This window comes from Brevibacterium sp. MGP-B1, from assembly GCF_057766545.1.
The window spans coordinates 87633-109127 of record NZ_CM173407.1; the positions used below are offsets into that span (position 1 = coordinate 87633).

General features: G+C 66.6%; 17 protein-coding genes, 3 tRNA genes and 1 pseudogene. 7 read left to right on the forward strand and 14 right to left on the reverse strand.

Annotated elements, in window-relative coordinates; translation table 11 throughout:
• Nucleotides 1–16 precede the first annotated feature (16 nt).
• Nucleotides 17–901 (reverse strand): oxidoreductase, encoded by an 885-nt coding sequence (locus AC3CD9_RS00355; RefSeq protein WP_488365783.1) that lies wholly within the window; start codon nt 899–901, stop codon nt 17–19.
• 83 nt (nt 902–984) lie between these two features.
• Here AC3CD9_RS00355 and AC3CD9_RS00360 point away from each other — a divergent pair, with 83 nt between their 5' ends.
• The gene (locus tag AC3CD9_RS00360) at nt 985–2739 is read left to right on the forward strand and encodes an ABC transporter transmembrane domain-containing protein (RefSeq protein ID WP_488365784.1); all 1755 of its coding nucleotides are present in this window, start codon (nt 985–987) and stop codon (nt 2737–2739) included.
• A complete protein-coding gene (locus tag AC3CD9_RS00365; RefSeq protein WP_488365785.1) occupies nt 2736–4523 on the forward strand; it encodes an ABC transporter ATP-binding protein in 1788 nt (595 codons plus the stop codon). Before AC3CD9_RS00360 ends, AC3CD9_RS00365 begins: the two co-directional genes overlap by 4 nt.
• 19 nt (nt 4524–4542) lie before the next feature.
• Here the strand turns inward: AC3CD9_RS00365 and mgtE are convergent, their stop codons facing one another.
• Nucleotides 4543–5910 (reverse strand): magnesium transporter, encoded by a 1368-nt coding sequence (gene mgtE / locus AC3CD9_RS00370; RefSeq protein ID WP_488365786.1) that lies wholly within the window; start codon nt 5908–5910, stop codon nt 4543–4545.
• A gap of 137 nt (nt 5911–6047) precedes the next feature.
• Here mgtE and AC3CD9_RS00375 point away from each other — a divergent pair, with 137 nt between their 5' ends.
• Together AC3CD9_RS00375 and AC3CD9_RS00380 are read left to right on the forward strand one after the other, a co-directional pair.
• Complete coding sequence (locus tag AC3CD9_RS00375; RefSeq protein ID WP_488365787.1) at nt 6048–6758, forward strand: ArsR/SmtB family transcription factor; 711 nt, start codon at nt 6048–6050, stop codon at nt 6756–6758.
• A 41-nt stretch (nt 6759–6799) separates the two neighbouring features.
• Complete coding sequence (locus AC3CD9_RS00380) at nt 6800–7636, forward strand: isocitrate lyase/PEP mutase family protein (protein ID WP_488365788.1); 837 nt, start codon at nt 6800–6802, stop codon at nt 7634–7636.
• On the opposite strand, the gene AC3CD9_RS00385 is transcribed toward AC3CD9_RS00380, so the two are convergent.
• The 9 genes and pseudogenes from AC3CD9_RS00385 to AC3CD9_RS00425 all read right to left on the reverse strand — a co-directional run bounded on the left by AC3CD9_RS00385 (nt 7605) and on the right by AC3CD9_RS00425 (nt 14561).
• On the reverse strand, nt 7605–7973 hold the full coding sequence (locus AC3CD9_RS00385; protein ID WP_488365789.1) for a universal stress protein: 369 nt from the start codon (nt 7971–7973) through the stop codon (nt 7605–7607). The genes AC3CD9_RS00380 and AC3CD9_RS00385 overlap by 32 nt on opposite strands.
• An 8-nt stretch (nt 7974–7981) precedes the next feature.
• Entirely contained in the window at nt 7982–9427 is a 1446-nt protein-coding gene (locus AC3CD9_RS00390; RefSeq protein WP_488365790.1) for a sugar porter family MFS transporter, read from the reverse strand.
• A gap of 64 nt (nt 9428–9491) precedes the next feature.
• Complete coding sequence (locus tag AC3CD9_RS00395) at nt 9492–9989, reverse strand: hypothetical protein (RefSeq protein WP_488365791.1); 498 nt, start codon at nt 9987–9989, stop codon at nt 9492–9494.
• 77 nt (nt 9990–10066) lie between these two features.
• Entirely contained in the window at nt 10067–11050 is a 984-nt protein-coding gene (locus AC3CD9_RS00400) for a patatin-like phospholipase family protein (RefSeq protein ID WP_488365792.1), read from the reverse strand.
• Nucleotides 11051–11109: 59 nt separating this feature from the next.
• On the reverse strand, nt 11110–11979 hold the full coding sequence (locus AC3CD9_RS00405; protein ID WP_488365793.1) for an SDR family oxidoreductase: 870 nt from the start codon (nt 11977–11979) through the stop codon (nt 11110–11112).
• A gap of 149 nt (nt 11980–12128) precedes the next feature.
• A pseudogene (gene acs, locus AC3CD9_RS00410) lies at nt 12129–14079 on the reverse strand (acetate--CoA ligase).
• 154 nt (nt 14080–14233) lie between these two features.
• Nucleotides 14234–14306 (reverse strand) — tRNA-Phe (locus tag AC3CD9_RS00415).
• Between the two features lie 71 nt (nt 14307–14377).
• A tRNA-Asp gene (locus tag AC3CD9_RS00420) sits at nt 14378–14451 on the reverse strand.
• Nucleotides 14452–14488: 37 nt separating this feature from the next.
• A tRNA-Glu gene (locus tag AC3CD9_RS00425) sits at nt 14489–14561 on the reverse strand.
• A gap of 168 nt (nt 14562–14729) precedes the next feature.
• Between AC3CD9_RS00425 and AC3CD9_RS00430 the strand changes: the two genes are divergently transcribed.
• Together AC3CD9_RS00430 and ybaK are read left to right on the forward strand one after the other, a co-directional pair.
• A complete protein-coding gene (locus AC3CD9_RS00430) occupies nt 14730–15077 on the forward strand; it encodes a metallopeptidase family protein (RefSeq protein ID WP_488365795.1) in 348 nt (115 codons plus the stop codon).
• Nucleotides 15078–15284: 207 nt separating this feature from the next.
• Complete coding sequence (ybaK, locus tag AC3CD9_RS00435) at nt 15285–15785, forward strand: Cys-tRNA(Pro) deacylase (protein WP_101546357.1); 501 nt, start codon at nt 15285–15287, stop codon at nt 15783–15785.
• A 32-nt stretch (nt 15786–15817) separates the two neighbouring features.
• Here the strand turns inward: ybaK and AC3CD9_RS00440 are convergent, their stop codons facing one another.
• A complete protein-coding gene (locus tag AC3CD9_RS00440; RefSeq protein ID WP_488365796.1) occupies nt 15818–16429 on the reverse strand; it encodes a YigZ family protein in 612 nt (203 codons plus the stop codon).
• A gap of 87 nt (nt 16430–16516) precedes the next feature.
• On the opposite strand from AC3CD9_RS00440, the gene AC3CD9_RS00445 reads away from it, so the two are divergent.
• Complete coding sequence (locus tag AC3CD9_RS00445) at nt 16517–17881, forward strand: aminotransferase class III-fold pyridoxal phosphate-dependent enzyme (RefSeq protein ID WP_488365797.1); 1365 nt, start codon at nt 16517–16519, stop codon at nt 17879–17881.
• Nucleotides 17882–17943: 62 nt separating this feature from the next.
• Here AC3CD9_RS00445 and AC3CD9_RS00450 read toward each other — a convergent pair whose 3' ends face one another.
• Both AC3CD9_RS00450 and AC3CD9_RS00455 read right to left on the reverse strand, forming a co-directional pair.
• Nucleotides 17944–19575 carry an amidohydrolase gene (locus AC3CD9_RS00450; RefSeq protein WP_488365798.1) on the reverse strand — a complete coding sequence of 544 codons (1632 nt, stop codon included), beginning with the start codon at nt 19573–19575 and terminating at the stop codon, nt 17944–17946.
• Between the two features lie 64 nt (nt 19576–19639).
• Nucleotides 19640–21361: a thiamine pyrophosphate-dependent enzyme gene (locus AC3CD9_RS00455; RefSeq protein WP_488365799.1), complete on the reverse strand. Its 1722-nt coding sequence runs from the start codon at nt 21359–21361 to the stop codon at nt 19640–19642.
• Between the last annotated feature and the right edge of the window lie 134 nt (nt 21362–21495).

A 21495-nucleotide genomic window follows, 5' to 3' on the forward strand; every position in this document is an offset into this window, starting at 1 on the left:
CAGGCATCTGCAATCCTCACAGTTCCGGGAACGTGACCTCGGTCAGCTCTTCGGACACCGCCCACAGTCGGCGAGCCACCTCGGTGTCGGTGGACTTCGCCGAACGGGATGCGAACCCAGGCTTTCCGCGGATCTCGAACGGACCGGTCGGGCCGATGTAGCTGTCACCGGGCAGGTCGGCGACGGCGGCGCAGAGGATCGGCCGTGCCCCGTCCTGCTCGCTCTGAGCGACCACTCGGGTGAACGCACGGCTGACTCGCGCGTCCAAAGAGTTGTCGTCGCTGGAGCCGAAGAGGTTCGTCGCCGCCAACCCCGGATGAGCTGCCGTCGCGATCACCGGTGACGAGAGCTCGGACAGTCGACGCTGGAGTTCATTGGTGAAGAGCAGGTTCGCCAGCTTCGACTGACCATAGGCGGCCATCGGCCGATACGATCGGCTCGTCCACTGGAGGTCGTCGAATTCGATCGTGCCGAACCGGTGGGCGATGGAGGCGACGGTGACGATGCGCTCACGCACCTGCGGGAGCAGCAGACTCGTCAGGGCGAAATGGCCGAGGTGGTTCGTCCCGAACTGCGATTCGAACCCGTCGACGGTCCGGTACAGGGGCGGGATCATGATCCCCGCATTGTTGATGAGGAGATCGATCGGATCGGTGAAGTCCGCAGCGAAGTCGCGCACCGAGGACAGATCGGCGAGGTCGAGGTCGCGCACCTCCGTACTGCCGGGCATCGTCTCCGCGGCGGCTTCACCCTTCGCGCGGTTGCGCACGGCCAAGACGACATGGGCACCGCGGCCGGCCAGAACCCGGGCAGTCACCCGGCCGAGTCCGCTGTTCGCGCCGGTGATGAGGACCGTGCGCCCTGTGAGATCGGGAATGCCGAAGTCGATCGGAGAAGTCATGAAGCCATCCTAGATTTCCGCCCTGGCAGTCAGCTGTCCACCTGAGCCGCCACCGCACCACCGAATTTGTTAGGGTAGCCTTCGTGCCGAAGATCCCTGAAACCGGTGCGCAGATTCTGCGCCGAGCCGCCCGTCGGCGCATCCGTCCGCTGCTCGGTGGGGCAGGTGCCCTGTCGATCTGGCAGGTCTGCGAAGCGCTCGTGCCGGTGGCGATCGGCATCATCGTCGACCGGGCGATCATCCCGCTGTCGATCCCGGCTCTCATCATCTCCATCATCGGCCTCGGCCTCCTCTTCACCGTGCTCAGCCTCGGCTACCGTTTCGGCGCCCGCCTGTGCAATTCCGCCCGCGAGCACGAAGCCCACGCCCTGCGCGTCGAGATCACACACGCAGCCCTGACCGCCCCGAGCCTTCCGGCCGACCGTACCTCGGGCGAGGTGCTGTCCATCGCGTCCGCCGATGCCGACACCGCGGCCACCGCATTTCAACAGGCCGGACGCGGCATCGCCTCGGTGCTGGGCATGATCACCGCCGCGGTCTTCCTCCTCATCGCCGACCCCGTGACCGGACTCGTCGTCCTCATCGCCGTGCCCATCGGCCTGATCGTCGTCGCCCTGCCCGGCCGGTCCGTCTCCGCGCGCGCGACCGCGCAACTCGAAGCCGTCGCCTCCGCCGGACGCTCGGCGTCTGACCTCATGCACGGACTGCGCGTGATCAAAGCGATGGGAGGCGAGCCGTGGGCGGTCCGTCGCTACCGCGCCACCTCCGATGCGGCCGCCGAAGCCGGCGTCGCCACAGGTGAGAGGACCGGACGTCTGGCCGGGCTCGGGGCACTCGTCATGTCCGCGGTGCTGGCGATCGTCCTCATCGTCGCGGGCCTGCGCCTCATCGACGGCCAGATGAGCGTCGGCGCGCTCATCGGCATCCTCGGCATGACCGCCTTCCTCACCGAGCCCATGCGCGCACTCGCCGATATCGTCGGCCTCTTCGCCCAATCCCACGGCGCCGCCGAACGGATCGCCCGCCTGCTGACCAGCATCGATGCTGAAGCAGGCACCGGCGATGCGACAGACACCAGCGCCGAGGCGGCCCCCACCACCCGTCACGCCGCCGACATCCGCCCGAGCGTGACAACCACCGAATCCGGAATCACCATCACCGGGTGGCCGACGACCACGGAATCCCACGAACTCACCACCGTCGGGGGAGAGCTGACCTGCATCGTCTCCGACGACGCCGAGGACGCAGCCGGGCTGTTGTCGGCACTGACCTCCCATGCCCGGAGCCTGGGTCCCGCCCGGATGCTCGTCGCGCCCCACGACGTCGATCTGTTCGAAGGCACCATCGGATCGAACATCACGATGGTCGTCACTGACGCCAGTTCAGACGCCGACGTCCGCACTGACGCTGCCGACCACCCGCCGATCTCGGCCGAGGTGCTCACCGCCTCGGGCGTCGACGAGCTGCTCGACCTCGTCGACGGGGGACTCGACTACCGGATTCAGGAACTCGGCGGGAATCTCTCCGGCGGTCAGCGGCAGCGCGTCGCATTGGCTCGAGCACTTCACGCCGCCCCCGAGACCCTCGTCCTCGCCGAACCCACCACCGCCGTCGACGCGGTCACCGAAGCCAAGATCGCCCACGGGCTCTGCCGACTGCGCCGCAGGAGAAGAGACCTGGTCACGATCATCCTCACCTCATCCCCGGCCTTCCTCGCCGCCGCCGACACCGTCGTCTATCGACCGAGGTCCGGCCCGCTGCTCATCGGCCGCCATGCCGATCTCCTCGAGGCAGACACCGACAGTGCCGAAGCCTACAGAGATGCGGTGACCCGATGACGGCGCCGACGCACACCACTCTGACGATCGCCTCGCGGCGTCGATCCTTCGCCCACCTGGCCCCGCTGCTGCGCCGCCGAGCCGGCTGGATCGTCCTCCTCGTCGTCGCGGGACTGGCCAACGCCGGGGCCGGCCTCGTCGGGCCATGGGCGATCGGTCGTCTCGTCGACGAACTCCCCGCCGGAGCCGGCCCCGAACTCGTGTGGACGTGCGCCATCGCCGTCGCGATCGCCGGCATCGTCATGGCCGCCGGCACATGGATCGGCGCCTGGGCGCTCGCCCGCATCGCGATGCCCGTCGTCGCCGAACTGCGCACCGAGGTCGTCGACTCCGCCCTGACACTCGAGTCCCAGCGGATCGAACGCACCGGCACCGGCGACCTCGTCTCCCGCGTCGCCGACGACTCCCGCAAGATCGGCGAGGCCGCCGGCCAAGTGCTGCCGCTCGTCGTCGAATCACTCCTCGTCGTCGTGGTCTCTGCCTTCGGTCTGGCCGCCATCGATTGGCGTCTCGGACTGACCGGGCTCGTCGCCGTGCCGATGTACTGGCTCACCCTGCGCTGGTATCTGCCCAGATCAGAACCCATCTACAAAGAAGAACGCGCCGCTTTCGGCAGGCGTGCCGGACGCCTGCTCGGCGGCCTCACAGGTAGCGCGACCCTGCGCGCCTATCGCGCAGAGGCCGGGGAGATGCGACGCATCGACTCCGCTTCCGCGCATGCCCGCGACCTGTCGATCGACGTCTTCCGATTCGTCACCCGCGCCTTCGGCCGCAACAACCGCGCCGAGGCAGTCGTGCTCTCCCTGCTCCTGGTCGCCGGCTTCGTCCTCGTCTGGTTCGGGGAGTCCACCGCCGGCGCCGTGACCACGGCCGCTCTGGTCTTCCACCGCCTCTTCAACCCCATCGGCGCCCTCGTCGGACTCTTCGATCAGGTCCAGTCGGCCGGCGCCTCCCTGACCCGGATGGTCGGAGTCATCGACGAAGCCAGAACCGCGCCGAGGCGACCGATCCAGGCTGCACCCGCTACCCCCACGCTCGTGCTCGAGGACCTGTGGTTCTCTTACGACACCGACCCGGATACGGACAATCACGTGCTGCGCGGGGTGAGCCTGAGCATCGCGCCGGGTGAGCACATCGCTGTCGTCGGCACCACCGGTGCAGGGAAGACGACGCTGGCGAAGATCGCCGCGGGACTGTCCGCACCCGGCCACGGACGGGCACGGCTGACGGATGGCGGGGCCGCCTCGGCGAACGGGGTGGACGTGGGATCGATGGACGAATCCGCGCTGCGCCGGCATATCGCCATGGTCGCGCAGGAGGTGCACACCTTCTCCGGCAGCCTGCGCGACAACATCACCCTGCCGCGTCCGGACGCAAGCGATGACGATGTGCGCAATGCCGTGGACGTCGTCGGCGCCGGGTGGGCGACATCCCTGCCGAACGGCCTCGATACGCAGATCGGGGAGGGCGGGGTCCGCCTGTCCGCGGTTCAAGAGCAGACGATCGCGCTCGCCCGCCTCGTCCTCGCCGACCCGGACTTCGCGATCCTCGACGAAGCCACCGCCGAGGCGGGATCGGCCGGAGCCCATGTCCTCGAATCCTCCGCCGAGGCGGCCCTTTCCGGCCGTGGTGCGCTCATCGTCGCCCACCGGCTCAGCCAAGCGGAGAAAGCCGACCGGATCCTCGTCATGGAGCACGGGCAGGTCATCGAGGAAGGCACCCACCACGACCTCGTCGCTGCAGGCGGCCGCTACGCCGAGCTGTGGGAGGCGTGGTCGGGCTGAGGCCGTCGGGCAGGGGGCGTCAGCTCAGGCCGAGCACCGTGGTCGCGATCGTGAAATAGAGGATGAGGCCCGTGGCATCGCAGAACGTGGAGATGAACGGGTTGGAGAACACGGCCGGATCCGCCCCGACCTTCTTCGCGATGATCGGCATCAGACCTCCCACCGTCGCGGCCATGATGCACACCGACAGCAGTGTCAGACCGATGACCAGGCCGATCGCCCAACCGTAGACGAGTCCGGCGACGACGAAGCCCAATGTGCCGAGCACGGAACCGAGCACCGCACCCACGCGCAGCTCTCTCCAGATCACTCGGCCGAGGTCGCGGACGCGCACCTCGCCGACGGCAAGGGCGCGGGTGACGGTGGTGGCGGCCTGGTTGCCTGTGTTGCCGCCGGTGCCGGTGAGCAGCGGAATGAAAAGCGCGAGGACGACAACCTGATCGAGCCGGTCCTCGTAGACTTCGAGGACCTGGACGGTGAGGATCGCCGAGACGGCGAGAACGAGCAGCCACACGATGCGGCTCTTGACCAGACGCATGATCGTCGAGGACAGGTAGGAGCGATCCAGCGGTTCCGTACCGGACCCGCGAGCGAGATCCTCCGCATCCTCCTCGTCGACGATATCGAGGACGTCGTCCATGGTGAGGATGCCGACGAGCCGCTCCTCCTGATCGGTCACCGGCATCGCGATGAGCCGGTGGGAGAGGAACTCACGCGAGGCTTCCTCACGGTCCGTCAGCGCATGAGTGCTCAGAGAATCACGAACGATGTCCTCGATGATCGTGTCCTCATCGGCGGCAAGCAGATTGCGCAACGACACCACTCCCCGCAGCACCCGGCCGGGACCGACGACGGGCAGCAGGTAGACGGTCTCGGGTCCGTCGATGCGGGCGCGCACGACCTCCATGGCCTGGGCCGCCGTCCAATCCTCGTGGATGCCGAGGACCTCCGGAGACATGTACCGTCCGATCGCGGACTTCGGGTAGCCGAGCACCGCGGACGTCATCGCCCGCTCGTCCGGGGTCAGCCCCTTCATCAGGCGACTGGCCACACTCGCGGGCAGTTCGCCGAACAGTTCGGCACGGTCATCGGGGTCGAGGCCCTCGACGATATCGGCGACCTCGGGTTCGCGGAGATTGCCGATGAGTTCGGCCTGGTACGCGGGAGGCAGATCCTCGAAGACGTCGAGAGCCTCCTCCTTCGTCAGCACGCGGAAGAGCATCGCCGACTGCAGCGGGGTCGAGGTGTGGACGAGGCGTCCGATCTCGGCACGCGGGACCTGTTGAGCGAGGACTGCGATCTCATCGAGGGTGGACGTATCGATTCTGCCGGTGAGCGCGGATTCGAGCCGGTCGGCCGCCTCGGTCCCCTCTGTCGTATCGGCCACACATGCCCCCTCACCTCGGACGGAAACTTCCGCCCTCAACCTTAGGCCATCCACGAGGCGGCGCCGGGCTCGCCTCGACAGCGCGCAGCCGCGACGTTTCGGGCACCACCGAAACAACACAGCCCTACGATGGTGGCATGACGAGGAGATTCCCGGAGTCCGCACCGAACATCGCCGCCCTGGCGTCGGCCATCGCCGACCCGAGGCGCGTGATGATCTGTGCCAGCCTCCTCGACGGTCGTGCCTGGACGCTCACCGAACTTTCCCGCGCCCTGTCGATTCCGATGTCGTCACTGTCCGAACACGCCAGCATCCTCATCGACCACGGCGTCCTCGTCGAGCGACGAGAAGGCCGACACCGCTATGTTCAGATCGCCTCGACCGACATCGCCGACTGGTTGGAACACACCGGGGCGATGGCCGGCGGAGCGATGACATCAGCACCGACATTGTCTGCGAAGACCCGTGACCGTCAGCTCATCGAAGCCCGCACCTGCTACCGGCACATCGCAGGCCGGTTCGGCACTCAGCTCTTCTCCTCACTGATGCAGCGAGAATGGATCGATCCGTCACTTACCATCACCGAATCCGGGAGGGCCGGGCTCGCCGAGGCGTTCGGACTCGAGGTCGGTCCACCGACCGCCTCGTCGCGCCCCCTTGTGCGCCGGTGCCTCGATTGGACGGAACGTCGTTCCCACCTCGGCGGTCGCCTCGGCGATGACATCTGCCGCACGTTCTTCGACCGCGGGTGGATTATGCGACGGCCGAACTCCCGAGCCCTGACGATCACCCCGGACGGGCGCGAGCACCTCGCCTGGGTGCTCAGCGCACTGAGAGATCATCTCTGACCGACAGCGAACAATCCGACAGCGAACAACGGAGACCGACGATGACCGCACCCACCGACACCGCGAGAGCCTTCCGCGAACTGCACGTTCCCGGTGACCCGTTCATCCTGCCGTGCGCCTGGGACGTGGCCAGTGCGCAGTTCTTCGCCGAGGCGGGGCATGCGGCCATCGGCACCACGAGTCTGGGAGTCGCAGCTGCCATCGGCGCCGCCGACGAGGACCGGGAAACCCTGACCGCAAGCGCGGATCTTGCCGCCGACCTGCGACGGGCGCTGCCGGACCTGCCGCTGACCTGCGACTTCGAAGACGGCTATGGCGACGGCCCCGAATCCGTCATCGACTCCGTGCGCGAGGCCTTCGCCGACTCCGCAACCGGGCTCATCGTCGACGGCATCAACATCCAGGACTCGCGACAGGGTCGGATGAGCGAACCCGGAGTGCTCGCTGCCAAGGTGACGGCGATCAAGGAGACGTTCCCTGCTCTGTTCGTCAACGCCCGGATCGACACGTTCTGGATCGGCCAGGACAACCTCGGCGAGGTCACCTGCCGCATCGACGCCTACACCGCTGCCGGCGCCGATGGCATCTTCGTCCCCGGCTCCCTCGACCTCATGACGATTGAGGCGATCACCGGCCACAGCCGGATTCCGGTGAATCTGCTGGCCAGTCCGCGGTACCCGCGATCAACCCTCGCCGAGGCGGGGGTGGCCCGAATCAGCACCGGATCGCTGCTCTACCGCGCGGCGATGTCGGGGGCGCTGGGTTCCCTGCAAGCGCTCAGCGACGACCGCCCCGCACAGGCCGAGAGCGTGCTGCCGTACGAGGCCTTCACCGAACCGGACCGAGTCAGCGCCCGGTCGCGTCCCGACGGACGGTGAGCACGGGAACGGGGGAACGCAGGATGAGCCGCTGCGCGACCGACCCGAGGATCATCTTGCCCACGCGCGACCGGGCACGGACACCGAGGACGAGGCGATCGACCTCCGCGTGAGCGACCAGTTCGTCGATGACGGCGGTGACCGGGTCGCGATCACCGCGGCCGGACCGATTGATGACGGTGACCTCGAGCCCGGAGGGGATCTCATCCTCGGTGAAGTCATGGAGGGTGAGGTTGATGAGCAGCAGCCCGGTGCCGAGCTTCTGCGCCTCGGCGGCGGCCGATTCGAGGGCAAGCCGGCCCTCGGGGCTGTCGGTGACGGCGACGGCGACTGACATGGGGCTCCTTATCTGCGTCCGTACTCGGCTTTGAATTCGCGTTCGAACTCCGCGAGATCCTTGTCCTTCGTCTCCGGCAGCATCAGTGCCAGGAAGACGAAGGCGATCACGGCGAGGCCGGCGAACATGCCGAAGGTGGCCGTCATGCCCAAGGCCTCGATGAGCGGCGGGAAGAACTGCGCGACGATGGCGTTCATGATCCACAGCACGAACACGCAGATGCCCATTGCGAAGCTGCGGATCTTCATCGGGAAGATCTCCGAGAGCATCAGCCACGTCAGCGGGCCGACCGTTCCCTGCATGGAGAAGACGAAGAGGACGAGGAACGCGAGCACCGTCCATGCCTGTGCCGGTCCGGGCGGAACGATGACTGCGGTCAGGGCGATGAGCGTGTGGAAGACCGCGATGAGGGCGTAGCCGGTGAGGAACATGACCCGGCGCGGCAGCTTGTTGAGCAGGTACATGCCCAAGGAGATGCCGGCCAGGGAGAACACGCCGTTGGCGATGTTGCCGATGATGGCGACACCGGAGTCCAGGCCCGCGCTCGTGAGCAGCTGAGTTCCGTAGTACATGACCGAGTTGATCCCGGTGAGCTGCTGGAAGAAGCCGAGTCCGGCACCGATGATGACCAGTCGCAGCACCCATCGGGTGCCGAGATCGGAGAGTCCGCCCGTGGCCTCCTTCGCATCCTCGGCTGCGAGGTGGGTGACCTCGTCGATCTCGGCTTCGGCACGTTCGGGGGAGCGGACCTGCTTGAGCACGGCCAGAGCATCCTCGGTGCGCCCCTGCGAGATCAGCCAGCGCGGGCTCTCGGGCTGGAAGATCATGCCCACGAGGAGGGCGATCGCGGGTACCAGGGCAACGAGCAGCATCCACCGCCAGATCGAGTCGACATGCCCGAAGAAGTTGAAGATCACGGCGTTGATGACGAACGCCGCAAGCTGACCGCCGACGATCATGAGCTCATTGCGGGTGACATAGCTGCCGCGCTTCTCCGACGGGGCGATCTCACCGAGATAGACGGGCACCGTCGCCGAGGCGCCGCCGACTGCGAGTCCGAGGACGAAGCGGGCGCCGATGAGGAACTCCGCCCCGGGCGCGAGCACGCAGCCGAGGGTGCCGATGATGAAGACTCCGGCCAGGAGCAGGATCGTCTTGCGACGGCCCCAGGCATCGGCGACTCGACCGCCGAAGACCGCACCGAAGGCGGCGCCGACCATGAGAGAGGCGACGACGAGGCCTTCGCTCAGCGCGGTCAGTCCGAAGTCCTCGCTCAGGGGTTCGAGGGCTCCGTTGACGACTCCGGTGTCATAGCCGAAGAGCAGACCGCCGAAGGTGGCGACCGTGGCGATGATGCCGAGGCGGTGGACGGGGCGGCCCGTGCCGACGTGGGGGAGTTCGAAGTTCGTGCTGGCGGTGGACGTCGATCGGCGACGCGGCGATCCGGGTGGCATGGGCGACTCCTTTCCCCTTCAGTCCTAACACATGGGAGCCTGCCGCAAGCGGAGGGGGTGGAGCTCAGTCCTCCTGATACGAGTCGTCGATGACTTCTGGCATCCCGTCGATGACCGAGACCTCTTCGGTTCCGTCGTCGGCCAGGGCATCGACATCGAGGTCGTCGCCATCGAGCTCGGCGACTTCGAATTCGTCATCGTCGTCGGAGACCATCTCGTCGCCGACGCGATTGCCCTGTTCCGCGGCAGGTGACTGATCGGTGTTGAACTCGTCGGAGAGGCCGGGAGCCTCGTTCTCGTCGTCCCAGCCGGCGTCGCCGACGAGGGCATCGTCGGCACCTTCGATGCCCGTGCCTTCCGGCCCTTCGGCGCCGGGCTCGACGGGCGCCTCGGCGGGCTCATCGTCGATGCCGGAGTCGATGTCGACCTGGTCGGCTTCGGCCTCGGCGGCAGCGAGCTCGGGATCGTCCAGTTCGTCTCCCGTCGGCTCGTCGAGTTCGGGATCGTCGAGGATAGGGTCGTCTTCCAGCCGGTCGGTCGCGTCCGAATCGAACTCGCTCATGATCTCTCCTTCGCTCGCAATCAGGTTCGGGCCCTCATTCTTACACGTCGATCCGTCGCAGGCCATGGGGGACAGAATCATTTCCGGTCGAAGCGGTCCTTCCAGTCCCACCAGTCCCAGTGCGCCAGAAACTTCTCTCCGGCCATTCGGCCTGACGAGATGAGATCGAGTTTGTCGGTCGTCGTCAGGGCGAAGTCCGTGCTGCTGTGGCCGGTCGTGTCGACGAACACCGTCCGTTCGGTCACCGAAGGGTCGTCGATGTGCCGCCGGTCGTGTGCGTTGAGCATGGTGGTCAGCAGGGACTTCGCGTAGTGGAAGGTCGTCGCGTTGGGTCGCCATTCCGCGGCCGCGGTCTGCCGGGCCGAGAGCATGACGCCGAAGGTCGGCCAGCGTGCCGGCAGCGCATCCTTGCGGTCGAAGATGTCGACGGGAAAGTTCGAGAGCAGTCCGCCGTCGGCACCGAGCACGGAGTCTCCACCGGCCACATTCGGCTGGGCGGGCAGAGCGCGCGGACGGAAATAGAACGGGCTGGCCGCCGAGGCGCACACCGCCTCGGCGACGGACTGACTGTCCGCATCGACGCCGAGGGCCTCTTCGTAGTCCCAGGGGAGGCGGAGCATGCGGCCGCGGGAGACGTCGGAGACGATGACGACGAGGCGATACGATCGCTCCGACCCGATTGCGCTGTCCGGATCGTCGAACCTGAGGTCACCCCATGTGCGCACCCCCTGATCGGCCAACGCCGAGGCGAGGAAGTCATGGAGTGCCTGCCCCACATACATTCCCTTGTGCAGCAGCAGTCCCTGCACCCGCCCCAACCAGGGGACGAGGCGGAAGGCAGGAGAAAGGTCCTCGAACTCGGTGAAATCCTGTTCGAGGACCTTCTGCCGCAGAGTCTGCGGGCCGATGCCCGCCGCGGTGAGCACACCGACGATGGCCCCGGCCGAGGTGCCGGCGATCCGGTGGAAGTCGTAGCCGCCGTCGGCGAGAGCGTCGACCGCGCCGACCAGTCCCGGCAGCTTCGCTCCGCCGCCCTCGAGAACGAGATCGGTCATCGTCATGGCGGCTCCTTTCCTTCGCGCCCTGATTCCATTGTGGACCAGCGCCGAGGATGTGCCGCCTAGTGACGTGCGACGGTGACCGGCTCGTCTCCTTCCGGTGACCTGTGCTTCTGGCCCGGACCGGTCCGGCCGGTGAAGTGGTCCATCGTCTGGTTGACACCGAGGAAGTCCATGACCTTGTCGAACGCGCGGGTCGGCAGGAGACGGGCACCCGGAACCAGGCGGACGAGCGAGGGCATGACCAGCTGCTCACGACCGGATTCGATGGAGTCGAGGACGCGCGTGGCCACATCGTTCTCTTCGAGGATCGGGAGCAGGCGCGGGAACTTCGTCTGCACTCCCTTGAACATGCCGGTGTTGATGTAGAAGGGGCAGACGGCGAGTGTGTTGACCCGGCTGCCGTCGGCGCGCAGCTCTCCGCGCAGTGATTCGGTGAAGCCCACCGCCGCCCACTTGCTCGCCGAGTAGTCGGTCTGTCGAGCGACTCCTGTCAGGCCGGCAGCGCTGGCGATCGTGACCACCGAGCCGCGATCCCGCTCGATCATTCCGGGCAGGAATGCCTGGGTCGTCCAGTACAGGGCGAAGGTGTTGACGTCGTAGAGGCGACGGACCGCCGCCTCCTCCATGTCGAGAAGCTTCTTGCCGGAGACGATGCCGGCGCAGTTGACGAGGATGTCGATCTGACCGGTCTGCTCGGCGGCGGCGGCAACCTGGTCGGCATCACCGACATTGAGGGTGAAGGAGCGGGCCCTGGTTCCTGCGGCCTCCACCTCGGCGCGTACCGCGTCCCCGCGTTCGTCCGAGAGGTCCCAGATGATGACCTCGGCTGTGCCGCGAGCCGCCGCGTCCAGAGCCATGAGTCTGCCGATTCCGCTTCCGGCCCCTGTGATGAGGATGCGGTTGCCGGCGATCTTCGTTCCACGCGTCATGTCTATGCGTCCTTGCAGTTAGGCGTCAGTGCTGTCCCTCGCGAGCAGAACCCGCCCAAGCGGACCTCACGAGATGTTACTCAACAGTACATCAGTGTGCCGTGGGTCACGCAAGAGCGGGTTGGCCAATCGCCTGTCGCTCGGGGAGCTCAGCTCTCCTTCATGCCTTTCTGGATGAGGTCCATCACCGAGGAGTCCGCGAGGGTCGTGACATCGCCGACCTCGCGATTCTCGGCCACGTCCTTGAGCAGTCGACGCATGATCTTGCCCGACCGGGTCTTCGGCAGATCGGGCACGATCATGATCGAACGGGGAGTCGCGATCGGTCCGATCGAGGACCGCACATGACCTCGCAGCTCACCCACGACATCGTCCCCGCCGTCGTTCGCGCTCTCCCGGAGGATGACGAAGGCCTCGATCGCCTGCCCCGTCATCTCATCAGCAGCCCCGACCACGGCCGCCTCGGCGACCTTCGGATGTGCGACGAGGGCGGACTCGATCTCTGCGGTCGACATCCGGTGACCGGAGACGTTGAGGACGTCGTCGACGCGGCCGAGGACCCAGAAATCACCGTCGCGGTCGATCTTCGCCCCGTCGCCGGCGAAGTACACGTCCGGGTACTGCGACCAGTAGGTCTTCTTGAACCGTTCCTCATCGCCCCACAGGGTGCGCAGCATCGACGGCCACGGCTCCTTGATGACGAGATAGCCGCCGTTTCCGGGCTCGACCGAATTGCCCTCGTCGTCGTAGACGTCGGCGACGATGCCGGGCAGCGGGCGCATCGCCGAGCCCGGCTTCGTCTCGGTCACGCCCGGCAGGGGGCTGATGAGGATGCTGCCGTTCTCCGTCTGCCACCAGGTGTCGACGACGGGGCAGCGGTTCCCGCCGATTTGCTCGCGGTACCACATCCACGCTTCGGGATTGATCGGCTCACCGACGCTGCCGAGTAGACGCAGGCTGGACAGGTCGTACTGCGCGGGGATGTCGCGGCCCCATTTCATGAACGACCGGATGGCCGTGGGGGGCGCAGTAGAGGATGGAGACCTTGTACTTCTGCACGATCTCCCACCACCGGCCCCGGTGCGGTGTGTCCGGGGTGCCCTCATAGAGCACCGAGGTGGCCCCATTGGCCAGCGGACCGTAGACGATGTACGAATGGCCGGTCACCCAGCCGATGTCTGCGGCCGTCCAGTAGACGTCCGTCTCGGGTTTGATGTCGAAGACCGCCCAGTGGGTGAAGGAAGCGCCGACGAGGTAGCCGCCTGTGGTGTGCATGATGCCCTTGGGCTTTCCGGTCGTGCCCGAGGAGTACATGATGTAGAGCGGATGCTCGGAATCGAAGGCCTCCGGAGTGTGCGTCTCCGGTTGCCGATCGACGACCTCGTGCCACCACAGATCACGGTCGCCGTTCCAGTCCACGTCCTGGCCGGTGCGGCGGACGACGAGGACATTGCGCACCTCGGGGCAGTCCTCCATCGCCTCATCGACGACGGATTTGAGACCCGAGGGCTTGCCCTTGCGATAGCCGCCGTCTGCGGTGATGACGAATTCGACTCCGCAGTCCTTGACGCGGTCGGCGATCGCCGAGGCGGAGAATCCGCCGAAGATGACCGTGTGCGGGGCACCGAGGCGGGCGCAGGCGAGCTTCGCGAACACCGTCTCCGGGATCATCGGCATGTAGATGGCGACGCGGTCGCCGGTCTTGACCCCGAGTTCGGTGAGGGCATTTGCGGCCTTCGAAACCTCGCGCAGCAGATCGGAGTACCTGATGGTGCGGGTGTCGCCGGATTCGCCCTCGAAGTAGTAGGCCACACGATCGCCGAGACCGTTCTCGACGTGACGGTCGACGCAGTTGTACGCGGCATTGAGCTTGCCGCCTGCGAACCACTTCGCGAAAGGCTTCTCCGACCAGTCGAGGACCGTGTCGAAGGGGGTCTCCCAGGTGATGCGCCGAGCCTGCTCCTCCCAGTAGCCGATGCGGTCGGCGGCCGCCTTCTCGTATTCGACAGCCTGGGCATTCGCATTCGCGGCGAAGTCCGCAGGGGGTGGGAAAGCCCTGTCCTCGTGGCTGAGTTCCTGAATCGTCGGATTGTTCGTCATCGTGCTCTCCTTTCACCCTGCACCACCACGACGTGGGCGGGTCATCGAACTCACCTTCAACCTACTCCAGTTGATTCGGATTTCAAGAGGTGCGCGCAGACGCGAAGAAGCCCCGTCTCCCAGTCCAGGACTGGGAGACGGGGCTTCCGTGTTGTGGCTCCGACCGGCGTCGATCCGGTGACCTTTCGATTTTCAGTCGAACGCTCTACCAACTGAGCTACAGAGCCGAGCCGCCGACATACTCAATAAGTATGTCGAGAGAAACAAAGGCTCTTCCGAAGAAGAACCTTATGCTCCGCGACCCTGACGGGACTCGAACCCGCGACCTCCGCCGTGACAGGGCGGCGCGCTAACCAACTGCGCCACAGGGCCTTGCTGTTGTGATGGAAGACCTTACGATCTTACACCGTACCCCCAACGGGATTCGAACCCGTGTCGCCGCCGTGAAAGGGCGGTGTCCTAGGCCTCTAGACGATGGGGGCCCAGGTTGTCCTCGGATTCCCCGTGGGCAACGACGTTAAGCTTATCCCACCCGATTCGCGGAATGCAAAACGAAAAGGAGTGTCCTCAGTCACACGACGGAAACGGTGGTTTCGGACGCTCTGCAGGGCCGCCTCGGCGGAGGGATCGGAGTCGCTAGAGTGGGAGGCATGGAGGCCCTGAGTGATGAGGAGTTCGACGCGATCCTCGGCGAAGCCCTGGATCTGCTGCCCGCCGGGGTGACCGAACAGCTGGACAATGTCGCCCTGTTCGTCGAGGACCGGCCGGAGAGCGGTGATCGACACCTGCTCGGCTTCTATGAGGGCACACCGATCGGGGAGCGAGGGATCGCCGGGTTCGAGATGCCCGACAATATCTTCATCTATCGTGACAACCTCATCGACTTCGCCGAGGATGCCGATCACCTGCGCGAGGAGATCGTCATCACCATCGTCCATGAGATCGCCCATTTCTATGGGCTGGATGACGACCGACTCCACGAACTCGGGTGGGGGTGAGCGTCCCCGCCCGAAGGGGCCGACGGGATTACCAGCGGGTCATTTGACGTCACGGGAATTGGCGTCCGCGAGCCTACTTCGCCTATTGTGGGCGGGTACCTATCAGCACCGATACAACATTCCGTCCGTATCGATGCGGGGACACGGAGTCGTGAAAGCTGCGCCTCCTGGCCCCGCTGACCTGCGGGCAGGAGGCACTACCCCCTTATGACAGTTGCATCCAAGACTTCCAGCGCGGCGACCCCGGCCGTGCGAGTGCTCAACCTGGCAGGCATCGACTACAGCCTGCGCAGTTTCGACCACGACCCCGCCACCCGCCGTTACGGTTCGGAGGCCGCCGACAAACTCGGCGTCAGCTCCGACCAGGTGTTCAAGACCCTGATGATCCAGGTCGACGGGCAGCCCGTGACCGCGCTCGTCCCGGTCTCCGGTCAGCTCGACCTCAAGGCCCTGGCCTCCGCTCGCGGAGCGAAGAAGGCCCAGCTGTCCGGCGTCGCCGAGACCGAACGCCGCACCGGCTACCCCGTCGGCGGAGTCTCTCCGTTCGGGCAGCGCCACGCCGTGCCGGTCGTCGTCGACCGCACCGCGCTCGATCATTCGACAGTGTTCGTCTCGGCGGGTCGTCGCGGTCTCGAGATCGAGATCCGCCCTGAGGATCTCGTCATGCTCACGAACGCCCAGGTCGCGAAGATCGCCGCGCTCGACTGATCAGCTCTCGCTGAGAGCGCCGAACCCCGGCCTCATACCCATTCGACCTCACCGATCTCGGGCTCTGCCCGACCGGCGGTGAGGTCGGCGTACATCGCCACGGCATCGGCCACCTCGGCGAGGGGAACCAGGACGTCGAGTCCGACCTCACCTCCGTAGTCGGCCCGCGTCGCCCATCCCCGGTGCCCGGCCGCCCGCTCCAGGGCGTTGGCCTGGGCATAGTCGACGTGCGCGGACACCGGAACGCGCTCACGACGGGTGACGATCCGCGCCGCATCCACCGCCGCCGAGGTGGCCTGACCGTACGCGCGCACCAGCCCGCCCGCGCCCAGCAGGGTGCCCCCGAAATACCGGGTGACGACGGCGACGACGAAGGTCAGATCATGACCGGTGACGACATCGAGGATCGGAGCGCCCGCGGTGCCGGCCGGTTCCCCGTCATCGCTGAAGCGCTGAGTGCGCGAATCGGTGTCGAGGACGAACGCCGAACAATGGTGGCGGGCCTTCGGATGCTCGGCGCGCGCCTCGGCGATGACGGCCCTCGCCTCGGCCTCATCCGCGGCGGGGGAGAGACGGGCGAGGAAACGGGATCTCTTGATCTCGATCTCGGCTTCGACGGGGCTGACGATGGTCCGGTAAGACATGCTCGTCACTGTAGTCGAATGTGTTCTACGATGACCCCACGGGCGCGGATTCCGCGCTCATCCCGGTACTTCAGTGAAAGGGTGACAATGGTGCACCAACCAGGCGAGATCGACCTCGCAGCGCTCAAGGACGAATCCGCCCGAGCCCGTGAACTCGACCGCGCGCACGTCTTCCACTCGTGGTCGGCACAGCGGCTCATCGACCCGCCGACCGTCGCCCGCGCCCAGGGGTCGACGGTCATCGACGGTGAGGGTCGGGAGTTCCTCGACTTCTCCTCTCAGCTGGTGAACACGAACATCGGACACCAGCATCCGGCCGTCGTGCAGGCGATCAAGGACCAGGCCGATCTGCTGTGCACGATCAGCCCGGCCACGGTCAACGCGGCCCGTTCCGAAGCTGCGCGGCTCATCACCGAGCGCACTCCGTCAGGACTCGACCACGTGTTCTTCACCAACGGCGGCGCCGATGCGAACGAGCACGCCATCCGCATGGCACGTCTGCACACCGGGCGGCGCAAGGTCCTCTCCCGCTACCGGTCCTACCACGGTGGAACCCAGACGGCCGTCAACGTCACCGGTGACCCGCGCCGGTGGGAGAACGAGACCGGAGAATCGGGCATCGTCCACTTCTTCGGCCCCTTCCTCTACCGCTCGGAATTCCACGCGACCACCGAGGCTGAAGAGACCGAGCGCGCACTGCAGCACCTGCGTCGGACCATCGAGTTGGAAGGTCCGGCGACGATCGCCGCGATCATCCTCGAATCCATTCCCGGCACTGCCGGCATCATGGTGCCCAGTCCCGAGTACATGCAGGGTGTGCGGGCGCTGTGCGACGAGCACGGGATCGTGCTCATCGCCGACGAGGTGATGGCCGGATTCGGACGCTCGGGCAAGTGGTTCGCCTTCGAACACTTCGACATCGTCCCTGACCTCATCACCTTCGCCAAGGGCGTGAACTCCGGGTACGTGCCCTTGGGCGGTGTCGTCATCAGCGACGACATCTTCGAGACCTTCGCCGAACGTGTCTACCCAGGCGGGCTGACCTACTCCGGGCATCCGCTGGCATGCGCCGCGGCGGTCGCGACGATCAACGCGATGGCCGAGGAGGGCATGATCGAGCATGCCGCTCACATCGGGGAGACGATCATCGGGCCCCGTCTGCGACAGATCGCGGAGAACTCGAAGCACGTCGGCGAGGTCCGCGGCACTGGAGCGTTCTGGGCGATCGAGCTCGTCTGGGACAAGGAGTCCAAGGAGCCGCTGGCCCCTTACGGCGGAGGATCACCTGAGGTCGCCTCGGTAGTGGCGGCGCTGAAGGAACACGGCGTCATCCCGTTCAACAACTACCACCGGCTGCACGTGGTCCCGCCGATCAACATCAGCGAAGAGGACCTCGAACGCGGCCTCGGAGTCTTCGAGAAGGTCCTCACCGACTTAGACTTCCCCCACTAATTACTACCTGACGGCGGCCCAGCAACCTCGCGCGAGGTTGCTGGGCCGCCGTCAGGTAGTAACTAGGGGGTTTGGTGGGTGTAGTTGCCGCCGAGGATTGTCGCGCGGACCGGGATTGCTGCGATCTCGTCCGCCGCGACGTTGCGCGGGTGGGTTTCCAGGGCGACGAAGTCGGCGAGCTTGCCTCGGCTCAGCGTTCCCTTGTCCGCGCCCTGACCCGAGGCCTTCGCCGCCTCGACCGTGTAGGCCGCGATCGCCTCATCGACGCTTAGGGCTTCGGCCGCCGAACCCATGACGTCCCCGTCGCGGGTCTTCCGGGTGACATAGGCTTCGATTCCGCGCAGCACATTGCCGTCGGCGCACGGTCGGTCCGAGCTGCCGGCCATTGGCACACCCGCTTCGACGAACGACTTCGCCCGGTAGATCAGGTGCCGGCGGTCCGGTCCGAGCGAAGCGTTCATCCCGTCCCCGATGCCGTCGGCGAACGCCGCCTGCGGGGTGACGACGATACCGTGTTCGGCCAGCGTCGCCAGGTGCTCGTCATGGACCAATGCGGCATGCTCGATCCGGTTCGGCACCGCCCGGCGGCCATAGCGCTTCTGCGCCTCCACGATATTGGCGATCGCAGCATCCACGGCGGCATCGCCGATGGCGTGCACTGCCAGCGACCAGCCGGAGGCATAGGTGTCGAGGATCTGCTGACGCAGCACCTCGGCGTCGTCCTGCAGATAGCCGGGGTGGTCCTTGCCCGCGTAGTTCTCCCGCAGTGCCGCGGTTTCGCCGGACAGGGCACCGTCCATGAAGAACTTCACAGGCCCGATCGAGATGAGATCATCGCCGAGGCCGGTGCGCAGTCCCGCATCCAGACCGATGCCGAACCCGTCGGCGGAGTTCGCCGCGATCGGGTGCAGCCCGTCGGCCTGCGGCATGAGCTGAGCCCGCGCCCGGAGCTTGCCCTCTTCGCGGGCTCGCAGGTAACCGCTGATTTCGATGGGTGAGTGGCCGATCCAGCCGTAGGCGATTCCGCATTCGCCGAAGGACGTGATGCCTTCCTTCGCGTAGTAGGCCGTCGCGAGATCGAGGGCGTCGACGACGGTGTCGAGCGAATACGGGCGGATGAGATCCTGCACCAGAGTCTGCGCGGTCTCTTCGATCAGCCCCGTCGGATGTCCGGCCGCGTCACGCACGACCTTGCCGCCGACCGGCTCCTCGAAACCGGGGTCCAGAATCCCCGCCCGACGCATCGCCTCGGTGTTGGCGATCGCGGCATGACCGGACGTCTGCCGCATGAACAGGGGGCGGTCCCCGGTGATCTCGTCGAGTCTGGCCAGGTCCGGATACTGCCCGTCGTAGTCACGGTGGGCATACCCCGTGGCTTCGATCCATTCCCCGGACGGAGTCGTCGCCGCGGCCTTCTCGAGTGCGGCATACACATCGGGCAGACCGCCGGGCAGCGCCGTGACATCGACCGAGGCCAGGGTGAGACCGAACCAGGTCGTGTGGCAGTGGACGTCGTTGAAGCCCGGCAGCACAGTCGCCCCGCTCAGGGACTCGACACGATCGGCATCGATGCCGTCGAGCTCCTCGTCGAAGCCGATGATCCGGTTGCCCCACACCCCGATCTTCTGCGCCCGCGGGCGCGTCGGATCCAGCGTAAATGCATCGAGGTCGGTGAAGATCGCGTCGATTCTCATACCGCCACCTTAGTCAGATTCGCACGACTGCTGCCCCACCGTTCACGGCGGGCCGCTGCTGAGTTCACGGCAGGCGCGCCCCGCGAACGGCCGGATCCGTGATGCAGTGGACGAGCGAGAGCCCCTTGTGTGCCAGCGCCCGGTCGAACGCGTCCCGGAAATCCTCGGTGCGTTCGACGCGGATGCCGAGCCCGCCGAAGGCCGTGGCCATGGCTGCGAAATCCGGGTTCTGCAGGGCCGTGGCCGTGGCCCGGCCCGGATATTCGCGGTCCTGATGACCTCGGATCGTGCCGTAGACCGAATTGTCGTTGAGCACGACGGTGATGTCCGTGCCGTACTGGACGGCCGTGGCCATCTCCTGCCCGTTCATGAGGAAATCTCCGTCGCCGGCGATGCAGAACACCGTCCGTTCCGGATGGACGAGGGCGGCGGCGACCGCAGCAGGCAGGCCGAATCCCATCGATCCGTTGCGCGGGCCCAGCGCCGAGGGGAACCCGTGCGTGGGCAGGAACCTGGTCGCCCAGCCGGAGAAGTTCCCCGCCCCGTAGGTGATGATCGCGTCGTCCGGCAGCAGGTCCTGCACATGGACGAATGCTTCGTCCATGTCGACGAATCCCGCCGAGGCGGCCGACCCCGAGCCTGCCACCTGCGGTTTCCGCCACGCCTCGAGTTCGGCCCGGGACTCGGCGACCCAGGCCGGCAGCGGCACGGCATCCCCGGCGGCCTCGGACAGGGCATCGCCGAGCGGCGGTTCGTCGATCGAGCCGTCGGAGGACACCGAATACGTGCGGGTGCCCTCCTCGGTGAACAGGGACTGGGCGAACCGGCCGACCGAGGTGACGATGTGCTGATCGAGACGACCGAAGTGGCCGTGCGCATCGGCATCGGGGCCGATGACGACGGTGCGCTGGTCGACGCCGTTGCTGAACCCGTCGGTGGCCACATCGGTGCGGACACAGCCCAAGAAGATGTGCAGGTCCGCCTCGGCGAGGGTGCGCTTGGCCACGGGGGACGCACCGTAGCCCAAGATGCCGAGGAAGTTCGGACTGTCGTGGTCGATGCCGTCATAGGCGCGGAAGGTGCCGAGCACCCCGAGGCCGCGGTCGCGTGACCATTGGGCGATGCGCCGCGAGGTCGACGGCGACCAGTCCTCGCCGCCGATGATGAGCACGGGACGGTCGGCGGCGGTGATGCGGGCACGCAGCTCCGTGACGTCCCCGGCATACGGTGAGGCCGAGCCGTGCACGCGAGGGGGCAGCACCGTCCCCGAACTCGGGCGGACGAGGACCTCTTCGGGCAGACCGACGATGACGGGACCGGGCCGCCCGGTCACGGCGGTGTGCATGGCGTTGACGACCACCTCGGCGGCCTTATCGGGATCATCGAGGGTGAGCACCTTCTTCGCGGTCGAGGAGAACCAGCCGTCCAGGTCGAATTCCTGGAAGGATTCGCGGCCGCGATGATCGGTGGGGATGAGGCCGACGAAGACGACGAGCGGGGTCGCATCCTGGTACGCGGTGTGGACGCCGACCTTGACGTTCGCCGCACCGGGACCACGCGTGACCATGGCGATTCCAGGCACTCCGGTCATCCGCCCCTCGGCGACGGCCATATATGCGGCCCCGCCCTCCTGGCGGCAGACGATCGGGGTGATAGACGAATCGCGGAGACCGTCGATGACGTCGAGATACGACTCGCCGGGAACCAGATAGGTGCGAGTGACTCCGTGCGCTTCGAGTTCCTCGACGATGAGATGACCTGCAGAAAGAGACGCGGAGGTGTCCATATCCCATGCTTATCATCATTTCGCCTCCTGTGGTTGTCTCAACTGCCCACCACCCTGCCCATTCGAAACTGTGAGGTCGTATGATCGTGCAACAACGGAATCAGTACGGTCCGCCGACTGAGCCCGTGAGCAGG

Excerpts from the sequence above, each read along its gene's own strand:
- AC3CD9_RS00355 (WP_488365783.1), bottom strand. The coding sequence starts at position 901 with ATGACTTCTCCGATCGACTTCGGCATTCCCGATCTCACAGGGCGCACG.
- AC3CD9_RS00365 (WP_488365785.1), top strand. The coding sequence starts at position 2,736 with ATGACGGCGCCGACGCACACCACTCTGACGATCGCCTCGCGGCGTCGA.
- AC3CD9_RS00375 (WP_488365787.1), top strand. The coding sequence starts at position 6,048 with ATGACGAGGAGATTCCCGGAGTCCGCACCGAACATCGCCGCCCTGGCG.
- AC3CD9_RS00380 (WP_488365788.1), top strand. The coding sequence starts at position 6,800 with ATGACCGCACCCACCGACACCGCGAGAGCCTTCCGCGAACTGCACGTT.
- AC3CD9_RS00385 (WP_488365789.1), bottom strand. The coding sequence starts at position 7,973 with ATGTCAGTCGCCGTCGCCGTCACCGACAGCCCCGAGGGCCGGCTTGCC.
- AC3CD9_RS00390 (WP_488365790.1), bottom strand. The coding sequence starts at position 9,427 with ATGCCACCCGGATCGCCGCGTCGCCGATCGACGTCCACCGCCAGCACG.
- AC3CD9_RS00395 (WP_488365791.1), bottom strand. The coding sequence starts at position 9,989 with ATGAGCGAGTTCGATTCGGACGCGACCGACCGGCTGGAAGACGACCCT.
- AC3CD9_RS00400 (WP_488365792.1), bottom strand. The coding sequence starts at position 11,050 with ATGACGATGACCGATCTCGTTCTCGAGGGCGGCGGAGCGAAGCTGCCG.
- AC3CD9_RS00405 (WP_488365793.1), bottom strand. The coding sequence starts at position 11,979 with ATGACGCGTGGAACGAAGATCGCCGGCAACCGCATCCTCATCACAGGG.
- AC3CD9_RS00430 (WP_488365795.1), top strand. The coding sequence starts at position 14,730 with ATGGAGGCCCTGAGTGATGAGGAGTTCGACGCGATCCTCGGCGAAGCC.
- ybaK (WP_101546357.1), top strand. The coding sequence starts at position 15,285 with ATGACAGTTGCATCCAAGACTTCCAGCGCGGCGACCCCGGCCGTGCGA.
- AC3CD9_RS00440 (WP_488365796.1), bottom strand. The coding sequence starts at position 16,429 with ATGTCTTACCGGACCATCGTCAGCCCCGTCGAAGCCGAGATCGAGATC.
- AC3CD9_RS00445 (WP_488365797.1), top strand. The coding sequence starts at position 16,517 with ATGGTGCACCAACCAGGCGAGATCGACCTCGCAGCGCTCAAGGACGAA.
- AC3CD9_RS00450 (WP_488365798.1), bottom strand. The coding sequence starts at position 19,575 with ATGAGAATCGACGCGATCTTCACCGACCTCGATGCATTTACGCTGGAT.
- AC3CD9_RS00455 (WP_488365799.1), bottom strand. The coding sequence starts at position 21,361 with ATGGACACCTCCGCGTCTCTTTCTGCAGGTCATCTCATCGTCGAGGAA.